The following is a 12,024-nucleotide window of genomic DNA, read 5'->3' on the forward strand; positions in this document are numbered from 1 at the left end:
AACGTCGCGTTGCTTCACAGTGTGAATAAAGGATACGGTAGAACCAGGGGTCAGCACTGTTCCGGCACGCGGGTTCCCACTTACATCGGGACCTTTTTCAGCATTTCGATGCCGACTTTACCGGCAGCGATTTCACGCAGTGCAACAACGGTAGGCTTGTCCTTGGCTTCCACCTTAGGGGTGTGGCCTTGCAGCAACTGACGTGCGCGATAAGTCGCAGCCAGGGTCAGCTGGAAACGGTTAGGGATCTGCTTCAGGCAATCTTCGATTGTGATACGGGCCATAGTAACTCCTAAAATTTTTTGCGTGGTGCTGTGTGAACTGGCGTGCAGGCGAATTACTCTGCGTGCAGGCCCAGCTGGGCGAATAGCGATGCGTTGCGGGCCGCTTGTTGCGCAAACCGGCAACGGGCCGCTCTCACGATCGCGCTCAGTTCGGACAAAGCGACCGTAAACTCTTCATTGATAATAACATACTCGAACTCGGGAGCGTGTGCGATTTCGCCGCCGGCCGCCAGCAGGCGGCGCGTGATCACGTGCGGCTCGTCCTGGCCGCGCTTGTTCAAGCGTTCTTCCAGCGCATCGATCGATGGCGGCAGGATGAAAATGCCGGCCGCGCGGGGGAATTGCTTGCGCACCTGGCGCGCGCCCTGCCAGTCGATTTCCAGCAGGATATCGGTGCCGGCCAGCATTTGCTGCTCCACCATGATGCGCGAAGTGCCGTAGTAATTGCCATGCACTTCCGCCCATTCCAGGAATTCGCCCTGTTCGGCGCGCGCGACGAAGTCTTCCGCCGTCGTGAAATAGTACTCGCGGCCATGCTGCTCGCCCGGACGGGGGGCGCGCGTGGTGGTCGAGATCGACAATTTGATGCCGGGCTCTTGCGCCAGCAATGCATTGACCAGTGTCGATTTGCCGGCGCCCGAGGGCGCGGCGACCACGAACAGGCTGCCGGAGAAGGCGGTAGGGTGGCTCATGCGGATCTTTCCATTTGCGTGTGATGGCGGCGTTTGCGCTTGCGTGGGTGCCGCCCAATTCGGTATTTTACCAAGAGGCAAGGCGGCGAGCCAGCCCCGCGATGCGCCTCGCCGCCCCGCTTGTGCATATTTTGCTTGTTATCCTGAGGAAATAGTTATCTAATTTGGATGGTTTTTTCTCAATAACTATTCTACTGACAGGATGCGCGCATGAAGAATTTCCCGTTTCTCAGTTCCGCCCAGGCCATGTTGTTGCTGCGCGTGGCCATCGCTGTGATGTTCATGGCGCACGCCATCACGCGCATCGCCAATGGCACCATTCCCCGCTTTGCCGGTTTCCTGGAAGACAAGGGGTTTATTTACGGCCTGGCCGTGGTGTGGGCGATTACCGTCGTCGAGATCGTTTGCGGCAGTTTGCTCATCGTCGGCAAATACACGCGCTGGGCGGCGGCCGGACTGATGGTGATCTGCATCGGCGGCATTGCCATCGTGCATGCGGCCAAGGGCTGGTTCGTGGGCGAGCATGGCGCCGGCGGCGTGGAATACAGCATCGTGCTGTTTGTCGCCTGCGTCGTCATCGCCGCCAGCGACCAGGGGCGCGCCGGAGCGCGCCTGGCCTGACGGGGTTTATTCCAGGTTCTGCACCTGTTCGCGCATCTGCTCGATCAGCAGTTTCAAGTCCATCGAGGCGTCGGCCAGTTCCTTGACGGACGCCTTGGCGCCCAGCGTGTTGGCTTCGCGGTTCAGTTCCTGCATCATGAAGTCGAGGCGCTTGCCCACTTGCCCGCCCTTGGTGAGGATATGGCGCGTTTCGCCCAGGTGGGCCGACAGGCGCGCCAGTTCTTCCGATACATCGATGCGGATGCCGTACAGGATGACTTCCTGGCGGATGCGTTCCATGGCGTCCTGGCGCGACAGGGCCGAATTCGAGCCCTGGCTGGCCAGGCCCAGCGCGTCCTGCATGCGCTCGATGGCTTTTTGCTGGAAGGCCGCCACCACTTGCGGAATCAGGGGCGTGATGCGCTTGACGATGGCTTCCATCGCTTCGATGCGCGACACCAGCACCGCTTCGAGCGCGGCGCCTTCGCGCTTGCGGCTGTCGACGAAGGCGGCCACGGTGCGTTTGGTCAGCGCGCCCACATCCGCCTGCAGGGATTCCTGTCCCACTTGCGCTTCTTCGATGACGCCAGGCCAGCGCAGCAGTTCGGCCACCGTCATGACGGGGGCGGAGACAAAATGCTGGCCCACTTCGTTTTGCAGGCGCGCCAGTTCGGTCAGCAGGGGCAGGTTCAGCGCCTGCGTGCCGTTTGTGGCGGCCTTGCGGCCAAAGCTCAGGCGTACCTCGACTTTGCCGCGCGTGATGGCGGACATGACGGCGGCGCGCAAGTCAGGCTCCAGGGCCCGCAGATCGTCGTTGATCCGGAATTGCAGGTCGAGAAAGCGTGAGTTGACGCTCTTGATTTCAATTGTCAGTGTGCCTGCAGCACCTTCGCTGGTGGCAACCGCGTAGCCTGTCATGCTTGAAATGCTCAAAGGATTCCCCGATTTGGTCTTGTATACAGTCACTTATACACTTAATCAGCCAGCGCAGGCAATACCGCCCGCGCCGCAAAAACAGAACCGCATGGTCTGATGGCCTGAAAATTGCTGAATAGTGTGCGTTTTACGGCATTGTAAAGAAAATTGTGTTTGGTGGGGCAGGATTGTAGGGATCATGTGTGCGCCGCCTGCCATTGCGTCTTGCGCTGTTGCATGACTGCAAATAGACGGACGCGCGGTGGTAAAATCGCTGCCGCAACCCCAATCACACAGGACATCCCATGACATTTGAATCCCGCCCGAGCGGCCGCGCCGTCGACGCGCTGCGCGCCATCCGCATCACCCGCCAGTACACCAAGCATGCCGAAGGCTCGGTGCTGATCGAGTGCGGCGACACCAAGGTCATCTGCACCGCCAGCATCGAAGACAAGGTGCCGGGTTTCCTGAAAGGCAAGGGCCAGGGCTGGTTGACGGCCGAATACGGCATGCTGCCCCGCTCGACGCACACGCGCATGGACCGCGAAGCGGCGCGCGGCAAGCAGTCCGGCCGCACGCAGGAAATCCAGCGCCTGATCGGCCGCTCGCTGCGCGCCGCCTTCGATTTGCAGGCGTTCGGTGAACGCACGCTGCACCTCGATTGCGACGTGATCCAGGCCGATGGTGGCACGCGTACGGCGTCGATCACGGGCGCGATGGTGGCCGCGTATGACGCGTTTTCCCAGCTGCAGGCGCGCGGCGCGATCGCCGCTATTCCCGTGAAAAGCTTTGTCGCCGCCATCTCGGTGGGCGTCTACCAGGGCATGCCGGTGCTGGACCTGGACTACGTGGAAGACTCGGGCTGCGACACGGACATGAACGTGGTGATGACGGAAGCGGGCCACTTCATCGAAGTGCAGGGCACGGCCGAAGGCGCCGCCTTTGACCGCGCCGGCATGAACCGCCTGCTGGACCTGGCGCAGGGCGGCATCGCCGACCTGATCGCCCTGCAGAAGCAGGCATTGGGGATCTGATCTTTACACAGATTTACATCCGCTGGCCCGCCGCGCCGGGCAAAAAGCCCACAGCTGCCGCTTCTTGCGGCACCTTTGGGGCGAGGTGAGGGGGGCGCAAAAGGTTTACAATGTCGGCACTTCAACCGGACTACTGACATGACCCAACGCCTCATCCTCGCCTCCAACAACGCCGGCAAGCTCAAGGAATTCAACGAGCTGCTCTCGACCATCGGTTTTTCCGTCCACGCCCAGGGCGAGTACGCCGTGCCGGAAAGCGACGAACCATTCCACACCTTCGTTGAAAACGCCCTGCAAAAGGCGCGCCACGCGTCGCGCCTGACGGGCTTGCCGGCGCTGGCCGACGATTCCGGCGTGTGCGTCAATGCGCTCGGTGGTGCGCCCGGCGTGTATTCGGCCCGCTATGCCGGCGAGCCGAAATCGGATGCCGCCAACAGCGCCAAGCTGATCGCCGACCTCGAGGCGCATGCCGACAAGTCCGCGTACTACTATTGCGTGCTGGTCTACGTGCGCCATGCGGACGACCCGCAGCCGGTGATCGCCGACGGCCGCTGGAATGGCGAGATGATTGCCGCGCCGCGCGGCAACGGCGGCTTCGGCTACGATCCGCACTTCTTCATTCCCGCGCTGGGCAAGTGCGCGGCCGAACTGACGTCCGATGAAAAGAACGCGCTGTCGCACCGTGGCCAGGCCCTGCGCGCGCTGGTGGAAAAGCTGCGATGATCCCGATCAAACTGGTGGGCGCCGTTGCCAAGTCGGCAGCCAAGCCCCATACCGCTCCCGTGCCGCAGGAAGGCATTTCCGGCGCGGCCGGGGCGGCCCTGAAATACCTGCAGCCGGGCGCGCTGAACCTGACGGCCCTGCCGCCGCTGTCGCTGTACATCCATTTCCCGTGGTGCGTGAAGAAATGCCCGTATTGCGACTTCAATTCGCACGAGGTGCGCGGCGACTTGCCGGAAGCCGAATACCTGGCGGCCCTGCGCCTGGACCTGGAAATGGCGCTGCCGCTGATCTGGGGCCGCAAGATCCACACCATCTTCATCGGCGGCGGCACGCCCAGCCTGATGTCGGCGGCGGGCCTGGACCGGCTGATGTCGGATGTGCGCACCTTGCTGCCCCTGGAGCCCGATTGCGAAATCACCATGGAAGCCAATCCGGGTACCTTCGAAGCGGAAAAATTCAAGTCCTACCGGGCCAGCGGCATCAACCGCCTGTCGATCGGCATCCAGAGTTTCAACGGCCGTCACCTGCAGGCGCTGGGCCGCATCCATGACGACAACGAAGCGCGCCGCGCGGTGGAGATCGCGCACGCGAACTTCGATAATTTCAATCTCGACCTGATGTATGCGCTGCCCACGCAAACCCTGGCCGAGGCGCAGCAGGACCTGGAAACGGCGCTGTCGTTCGCGCCGCCGCACCTGTCGCTGTACCACCTGACTTTGGAGCCGAACACGCTGTTCGCCAAGTATCCGCCCGTGCTGCCGGACGACGACGAGAGTGCCGACATCGCCGACATGGTGGCCGCGCGCGCGGCGCAGGCGGGCTATGGCCGCTACGAAGTGTCGGCCTATGCACAGCCGGGCCGCCAGGCTAAGCACAACCGCAATTACTGGGAATTCGGCGACTACCTGGGCATCGGCGCAGGCGCCCACTCGAAGATTTCGTTTCCGCACCGCGTGCTGCGCCAGGCACGCTACAAGCAGCCGCGCGCCTACATGGACGCGGTCATCGCCGGTAAGCCGGTGCAGGAAGAGCGCGAACTGGCGCGCGAGGAAATGGGTTTTGAATTCATGCTCAATACCCTGCGCCTGACGCAGGGATTTTCGCCGAACCTGTTCGCCGAGCGCACGGGCCTGGCCCTCAACGCCATCGAGCAGCCGCTGAACGCGGCCGAAGGCAAAGGCTTGCTGTACCGCGACCACCAGGTCATCCGCCCGACGGCGCTGGGACTGTCCTTCCTGAACGACCTGCAGCAGATGTTCCTGGAAGACTGACTGCCTTAATGGCGCCTGCTAATGCGCGCCGGCGGCGCGCAGGCGCTGCAGCTTGGCCGCGTACAGCCCGTGCTCGCTGCGCGTGGTGCTGTTGTCCATCGCCAGTTCCAGCTGGCGTCCGGCCTGCGCCAGCTGGCCCATGCGCGCATACGCCTGCGCCAGCCAGAAATGGAATTCATGGTAGTAGGGGTCGCGCGCGATTTCGCGCTTGAACAGGCGTGCCGCTTCCTGATAGTCGGCGGCCTCCATGGCGCGCTGGCCCAGGTTGAAAAAGTGGAAGGGCGGCTCTGGCTGCAGGGCCAGCAATTTGCGCCGCAGCAGCTGCGCTTCGCCCGCGCGTCCCAGGCCGTCGAGTGCCTGCGCCAGGTTGGACAGCAGCACGGTATTCGATGGCGAGCGTTCCAGTGCGTAAGCGAGCGTGCGCCGCGCCGGTTCGGTGTCGCCGTGGCGCAGCTGGATGATGCCCAGCGTATTGAAGGCGCCCGCAAACGTGGGGTCTTGCAGGATGGCAGCGCGCGCATACCAGTAGGCTTGATCGAGCTCGCCGCTGGCCATGGTTTCGGCAGCGCGATTGTTGAGATACATGGCCAGGATGGTCGCCTCGCTGATTTGCTGCGTGCGCTGGCCGGCGAGGTCTTCGCCTGGCAGGAAGTCGATGAGCAGGATGGCATCGGCGTCGTAGCCGACGGTATTGCTGACGGCACGGCGTTCCAGCGCGAGATTGACATGGCCGGCAACGAAATACATGCCGCCGCTGCGGCTCCAGCTTTCCTCTCCCAGGACCAGCTGGTAGTGCACATCGAGCCCCATTTCCTTGGCCAGCGCGGCCGTCATCAGCACCAGCGACAGGCAATTGCCGCTGCGCGCGTCGAACGCCTGGGCCGCCGTGCGCGTCATGGCGGCATCGTATTCCAGCTGCAGCCCGGACCTGTTGCGCAGGGCCTCGGCCAGCGCGCGGCGGGGATTCTTGTTGCGTGCCTCGCGCGCGACATCGACACGCAGGTAGTACCGCATGGCCTCGCTCATGGCGAACGCCTGTTGCGGGTCGACCGGCACGGCGGGTGCGGCAAAGCTGGCATCGTTGAACAGGTCGGGCGGAGGCGGGGTGGCGGGTGTCGTGGCGCAGCCGGCAATGGCTGCACATAGCAGCAAGGGGGACAGGAAGCCCAGGCGCAGCTGTGCGCTGACGCGGCGGATACATTTCATGTTCGTGCTCCCGCAGAACGATGTCAGGCGCAACACGTATTGCTGCCGGTGGTGCGCCATGCCACCTGAAACAAGTATCCTCGCGCGCCAGGGCGCTGTCAAACCCTTTCAACTGGCGCCGCCGTCAGCCTTAGAACTCTTCCCAATCCTGCTCGCCCGCCACCTGCGCCTGGGGCTTGCGTGCAGGAGGCGCGCTCCTGGCCGCGCTGCCTGGCTGCCTGGCGGGTGTGCTTCTGGCCGCCGGCTTGGCCAGCTGGGCGGCAGCTGGCCGCGCGGCGCGTACCGGCGCCGCCGCGGCCATGTGTTCGAGCTGGAAGCCGGCCGCCACTTGCGCCAGGCGCGCCGCCTGGTCCTGCATGCTTTCGGCGGCGGCCGCCGCTTCCTCCACCAGGGCCGCATTTTGCTGCGTCACCTGGTCCATCTGCGCGATGGCCTGGTTGACCTGGTCGATGCCCATGCTTTGCTCGGCGCTGGCGGCAGTGATCTCGGCCATGATGTCGGTGACCCTGCGCACGCTGTCGACCACTTCGCCCATGGTGTTGCCGGCCTGCTGCACCAGCCGCGTGCCGTTGTTGACCTGCTCCACGGAGTCGCCGATCAGGGTCTTGATTTCGCGCGCCGCCGCCGCCGAGCGCTGCGCCAGGCTGCGTACTTCCGTGGCGACGACGGCAAAGCCGCGTCCCTGCTCACCGGCCCGGGCCGCTTCCACGGCCGCGTTCAAGGCCAGGATATTCGTCTGGAAGGCGATGCCGTCGATGACGCCGATGATATCGACGATTTTCGTCGATGCCGTATCGATGGCGCCCATGGTGTCGACCACCTGGCTGACGATGCTGCCGCCCCGTTCGGCCACGCCGGAGGCGGCCACCGCCATCTGGTTGGCCTGGCGCGCATTGTCCGCATTCTGCTTCACGGTGCTGGTCAGTTCTTCCATCGACGACGCCGTCTCTTCCAGCGAACTGGCCTGCTGTTCCGTGCGCGCCGACAAATCCTGGTTGCCGGCGGCGATTTCGCCCGACGCCGTGGCAATCGCATTGGTGCCCGTCTGCACTTCCGACACCACCTTGCGCAGTGCCTCGTTCATGCCGTGCAGCGCGCGCATCAGGTCGCCGATTTCATTGCTGGCAGGCGTGCCGAAATGCGTGCGCAAGTCGCCGTCGGCCACCGTTTCGGCCACCTTCACGGCGGCCTTCAGCGGTTGCGTGATCGAACGCGTGATCAGCCAGGCGCAGACGCTGCCCAGGGCCACCACCAGCGCGCACAAGGTCAGCAGCAGGGTGAAGCTGCGTTCGTTGGCCGCCTCGATGGCTTGCGCCGTGGCGTCGATGGCCTGGCGCTGCTGCGCCAGCAGGGCCTTGACGTTGTTCTGGTAATTGGTGGCGGCCGGCGCAAAGCTGTCGCGGTAGGTGCTTTCCGCCTGCGCCGCATTGCCCGCCTTGCGCGCATTCATGACCAGGGTCTTGGCATCCTGGTATTTGACGCGCTCGGCGATGGACGACTTGAAGATGGCTTTTTCTTCATCGCTGTCGAGCAGCGCCTCGATTTTCTTCAGCAGTTCGCTGCCCTGTTTCGTGCTGTCGGCGATGGTGTCGGCAAATACGTTCGACAGCGTTTCATCGGTGCTCCTGGCGATCATCGAGGTGCGTGCGATGGCCGAGTAAATCAGCACGTACCAGTCCGATACGAGGCGTTCCTTGGCCAGCGGCTTTTCCATCATTTGCCGCGTCGCTTCGGCATTCACATGGGCGCTGTACAGCGCGTACGAGGTGGAGATCACGGACAGCAGCAGCACCAGCGCGAAGCCTGCAGCCAGGCGCGTGCCGATACGAAGGTGGGAGAGGGCGTGCATGGTCGGAACTCCTGTCGCAGAGGGATTGAAGGTTGCCTGTGCGACATAGTATGCACTGATAAGTGACCAATAGGCGAGGGAAAAGCGCGCTTGTTTTGGCGCCTGTTGCAGTCTCGCCCGTGCTACAGATCGAGCGCCTGGCGCAGGTCCGGCTGCTCGGCCCAGCGGGCGAAGGCGGCCGCCATGCGCTCGCTTTCCGCGATGGCGCGGCGCCAGTCGCGCATGCGCGCCGCGTGGTCTTGCCCGTAATGGGCGAAGTCGCGCCGGTCCGGCAGCTTGCCGTTGGGCAGGCTGGCCACGAAGGCGGGCGAGGGCGAGACGAGGATCATGTTGTCGAGCGCGCTATCGCCGCTGCGCGCGCGGCGCCAGGGCATGGCCTTGTCCAGCCAGCCCGGCACGATATGGTCGGCAAAATGCGGGTACAGCACCAGGTCCGGTTCGCGCTGGTAGGGCAGGTGCAGATGGTAGTCGACCAGGCCGCCATCCCAGTAGCGCCCCGGCGGCGCACCGGCGATGTCCGTGACCGCATCGAGCACCAGCGGGATGGAACCGGAGGCCAGCAGCGCGTCGCGCAGGTTGTCTTGCGCCAGCGGCACGAAATGGGATTGAAAGGCGTCGAAGCGCGAGCGCAGCCAGCTGGCGCCGTCCGGCCCCGCATGGAACACCGCGCGTTCCAGCGATGCGGCCAGGCGCGCGCGCGCCACGGCGTTGCCGGCGGCCGCCAGCAGGAAGCCGCGCCGGTCGCGCCATTTACCCGGCTGCGCCAGCGCGCCGATGCCGCGCACGGCCAGCACGGACAGGCTGTGCTGCGTGTGCTGCAGCAGCTGCGCATCCTGGCCATCGAGGACGGCGTCGAGCAGGGCGCGGCAGGTGCGGCTGACGTGTGCCGCATCGGGTTTGTCGGGGTAGCGCTGGCCCACGTATTCGCGCACCAGGCGACGCTGCGCTGCCACCGGGTCCGGGAACACGGCGGCGGCCATGCGCCAGGCGCCGATCGAGGCGCCGACGAAGTGGCGCGGGCGCGGCGCTTGCGCCAGGAAGTCGCCGAACAGCCAGCAATCGAACTGGTGCAGGATCAAGCCTTTTGGCCCGCCCGCGGCGGCAGGGACGATGGCGACGTCAAGCGCGCGCAAGCCGTTGTCGGCGATGCGGGCGCGGGCGCGGCGGCCCAGGCGGATGGTGATCGGTGATTGCATGCGTAGTTGTTGACGGCGTATGGCCAGCTATTTTACCGCCAGCGTGGCGTCACGACACAGTCGCGCTCGTTATAGTCACATTGTTAGTATTAATAAATTTCTTTAAGGCAACCATTCTCTTGAGAAATGTTGCATAATATTGGACGTTGAATTTTTGGCATGTGCCAAGGATTCCTTATGTCTTGCTTTTTTATCGGAATCGTATGCAACTGAATCACGCTTTTGTTTTGACCCTGATCGCCGGCTCTCTCGTTGCCTGTGGCGGTGGCGGCTCGTCCTCCCCAACTGACCCGGTAGTCGCCGTGAATCCACCCGTGACGCCTGTGGCACCTGTTGCCCCGCCAGTGGTGCCTGTTGCGCCGCCAGTGGTACCTGTCACGCCGACGGCCACTGGCGAAAACACGGGCACCGTCAGCGCCCGTTTCGTCAATGGCGACAACAGCCGTTTCATCTTTACGTCGATCGGCTTGCAGAGCAGTGGCAAGGCCAGCCTGGTGGTACAGGATGCCTCCGGTGCCTTGAGCACTATCGGCGGCATTTTCCTGACGGGCAACCCGTCCGTGACGCGTGAAATCAGCGGTGACGCCGCCTTCGCGCAGGGCCGCTGGTTCAAGGGCGCGTTCAGCTATAGTTCCGGTGCCACGACCTTGACCGGCAACAATGCCAGCGCACATTACGTCGCCTATAACGTGCTCGCCGCACTGCCAGCGACCGGCACGTTGACCTGCGATGCGGGCGCGTTCACGGCGCCGAGCTATACGGGCGGCAACAGCGTCTCGTCGAGCGCTTACTTCGGCACGGCCAGCGGCACGGCCAGCGTCTCGTTCGATGCCTCCGGTGCCAAGGTGGTGCTGTCCATCGACGCCAGCGCCGGCGGCAGCACGGGCAAAGTAACGGCTTCCACCAGCATGGGCTCGGCGGCATCCAGCAGCATCACCGGCAACTATCTGTCGAGTGGTACGGGAGCGCAGCTGATGCTGGGCGACGGCGGCGCTGGCCGTTATCTGCTGATTGCCGCTTACAAGGCGCAGCTGGCGAATGGCGCCAATTACCAGGGCATGGCGACATTCCGCTGCTCCTGATCGCGCGGGCATGAAAAAGCGGCGTCCGTGCACTGCACGGCGCCGCTTTTTTTTCGTCCGTCGTAATTATCGCGATTAGCGCAGTGCCGCGATCATCTGTTTCAGCTTGCCGGAGTCGACACAGAAGGCGCGGATGCCTTCGGCCAGTTTTTCCGTCGCCATCGCGTCTTCATTCATCATGAAGCGGAAGGCTTCTTCGTTCAGCGACATTTGCACGATGTTGGTCGATGGCGCCGCTTCGGCGCTCAGCTTGCGCTCCACCGGCGCATCGCTGTCGGCCAGCTGTTGCAGCAGGTCGGGGCTGATGGTGAGCAGGTCGCAGCCGGCCAGTTCGAGGATTTGCGACGTATTGCGGAAGCTCGCGCCCATCACCTCGGTCTTGTAGCCGAACTTGCGGTAGTAGTTGTAGATGCGGCGGACCGACTGCACGCCCGGGTCTTCCGCGCCCATGTAGTCGATGCCCGTCGATTTCTTGTACCAGTCGTAGATGCGGCCGACGAACGGCGAAATGAGTTGCGCGCCCGCTTCGGCGCAGGCGATGGCCTGGGCCAGCGAGAACAGCAGGGTCATGTTGCAGCGGATGCCTTCCTTTTCCAGAATGGCGGCGGCGCGGATGCCTTCCCAGGTGGAGGCGATCTTGATCAGCACGCGTTCGCGGGCAATCCCCGCGTTCGAATACAGGGCGATCAGGTCGCGGCCCTTGGCCACCGTGCCTTCCGTGTCGAACGACAGGCGCGCATCGACTTCGGTGGAGACGCGGCCGGGAATGGTTTGCAGGATTTCCACGCCAAAGGCGATCAGCAGGCGGTCGATGATTTCCGCGGTGGAGGCATTCGGATGGTCGCGCACGGCCTTTTCCAGCAGCGGCTTGTATTCATCCTTTTGCACGGCCTTCAGGATCAGCGACGGATTCGTCGTCGCATCGCGCGGCGTGTAAGCCTGGATCGATTGGAAGTCGCCGGTGTCGGCCACCACGGTAGTAAATTGCTTCAGTTGTTCGAGTTGGTTCATGGCTGCACGGGAAAGAGTGAATGGGCTTGCCGGAGTATTGTACCGAATCCCTTGCCCGAAGCAGCGACTATTGTCTTGCCCGCGCACTCCTTGTTCAATTGAATCTTGCTTTTTTAAGAACTCGCGCATAATTGCCTGGACTTGTTTATTTTGCACATTGT

Annotated in this window: 12 protein-coding genes; 5 read left to right on the top strand and 7 right to left on the bottom strand. The window is 63.7% G+C overall.

Annotated elements, in window-relative coordinates:
* Nucleotides 1–80 precede the first annotated feature (80 nt).
* Nucleotides 81–284 (bottom strand): DNA-directed RNA polymerase subunit omega, encoded by a 204-nt coding sequence (rpoZ, locus tag O3301_RS07665; RefSeq protein WP_010400723.1) that lies wholly within the window; start codon nucleotides 282–284, stop codon nucleotides 81–83.
* A gap of 53 nt (nucleotides 285–337) precedes the next feature.
* Nucleotides 338–976: a guanylate kinase gene (gene gmk, locus O3301_RS07670; protein WP_099666877.1), complete on the bottom strand. Its 639-nt coding sequence runs from the start codon at nucleotides 974–976 to the stop codon at nucleotides 338–340.
* A 210-nt stretch (nucleotides 977–1,186) separates the two neighbouring features.
* On the opposite strand from gmk, the gene O3301_RS07675 reads away from it, so the two are divergent.
* Nucleotides 1,187–1,597 carry a DoxX family protein gene (locus O3301_RS07675; protein WP_251350732.1) on the top strand — a complete coding sequence of 137 codons (411 nt, stop codon included), beginning with the start codon at nucleotides 1,187–1,189 and terminating at the stop codon, nucleotides 1,595–1,597.
* A gap of 6 nt (nucleotides 1,598–1,603) precedes the next feature.
* Here the strand turns inward: O3301_RS07675 and O3301_RS07680 are convergent, their stop codons facing one another.
* Entirely contained in the window at nucleotides 1,604–2,494 is an 891-nt protein-coding gene (locus tag O3301_RS07680; protein WP_289903925.1) for a YicC/YloC family endoribonuclease, read from the bottom strand.
* A 302-nt stretch (nucleotides 2,495–2,796) separates the two neighbouring features.
* On the opposite strand from O3301_RS07680, the gene rph reads away from it, so the two are divergent.
* The 3 genes from rph to hemW all read left to right on the top strand — a co-directional run bounded on the left by rph (nucleotide 2,797) and on the right by hemW (nucleotide 5,519).
* Nucleotides 2,797–3,525 carry a ribonuclease PH gene (gene rph, locus O3301_RS07685; RefSeq protein WP_034787067.1) on the top strand — a complete coding sequence of 243 codons (729 nt, stop codon included), beginning with the start codon at nucleotides 2,797–2,799 and terminating at the stop codon, nucleotides 3,523–3,525.
* Nucleotides 3,526–3,663: 138 nt separating this feature from the next.
* The gene (gene rdgB, locus O3301_RS07690; protein ID WP_099666881.1) at nucleotides 3,664–4,248 is read left to right on the top strand and encodes an RdgB/HAM1 family non-canonical purine NTP pyrophosphatase; all 585 of its coding nucleotides are present in this window, start codon (nucleotides 3,664–3,666) and stop codon (nucleotides 4,246–4,248) included.
* Nucleotides 4,245–5,519 carry a radical SAM family heme chaperone HemW gene (gene hemW / locus O3301_RS07695; protein WP_305056023.1) on the top strand — a complete coding sequence of 425 codons (1,275 nt, stop codon included), beginning with the start codon at nucleotides 4,245–4,247 and terminating at the stop codon, nucleotides 5,517–5,519. Before rdgB ends, hemW begins: the two co-directional genes overlap by 4 nt.
* A gap of 18 nt (nucleotides 5,520–5,537) precedes the next feature.
* On the opposite strand, the gene O3301_RS07700 is transcribed toward hemW, so the two are convergent.
* From O3301_RS07700 to O3301_RS07710, 3 genes are all read right to left on the bottom strand, one after another.
* Nucleotides 5,538–6,725: a tetratricopeptide repeat protein gene (locus tag O3301_RS07700; RefSeq protein WP_305056024.1), complete on the bottom strand. Its 1,188-nt coding sequence runs from the start codon at nucleotides 6,723–6,725 to the stop codon at nucleotides 5,538–5,540.
* 130 nt (nucleotides 6,726–6,855) lie between these two features.
* The gene (locus tag O3301_RS07705; protein WP_305056025.1) at nucleotides 6,856–8,574 is read right to left on the bottom strand and encodes a methyl-accepting chemotaxis protein; all 1,719 of its coding nucleotides are present in this window, start codon (nucleotides 8,572–8,574) and stop codon (nucleotides 6,856–6,858) included.
* Between the two features lie 122 nt (nucleotides 8,575–8,696).
* Entirely contained in the window at nucleotides 8,697–9,770 is a 1,074-nt protein-coding gene (locus tag O3301_RS07710; protein WP_305056026.1) for a patatin-like phospholipase family protein, read from the bottom strand.
* A gap of 203 nt (nucleotides 9,771–9,973) precedes the next feature.
* Between O3301_RS07710 and O3301_RS07715 the strand changes: the two genes are divergently transcribed.
* The gene (locus O3301_RS07715; RefSeq protein WP_305056027.1) at nucleotides 9,974–10,852 is read left to right on the top strand and encodes a hypothetical protein; all 879 of its coding nucleotides are present in this window, start codon (nucleotides 9,974–9,976) and stop codon (nucleotides 10,850–10,852) included.
* A 75-nt stretch (nucleotides 10,853–10,927) separates the two neighbouring features.
* On the opposite strand, the gene tal is transcribed toward O3301_RS07715, so the two are convergent.
* The gene (gene tal, locus O3301_RS07720) at nucleotides 10,928–11,863 is read right to left on the bottom strand and encodes a transaldolase (RefSeq protein ID WP_305056028.1); all 936 of its coding nucleotides are present in this window, start codon (nucleotides 11,861–11,863) and stop codon (nucleotides 10,928–10,930) included.
* Nucleotides 11,864–12,024 lie beyond the last annotated feature (161 nt).

Origin of the sequence: Janthinobacterium sp. SUN211, from assembly GCF_030587315.1 — a bacterium.
Classification (GTDB): domain Bacteria; phylum Pseudomonadota; class Gammaproteobacteria; order Burkholderiales; family Burkholderiaceae_D; genus Janthinobacterium; species Janthinobacterium kumbetense.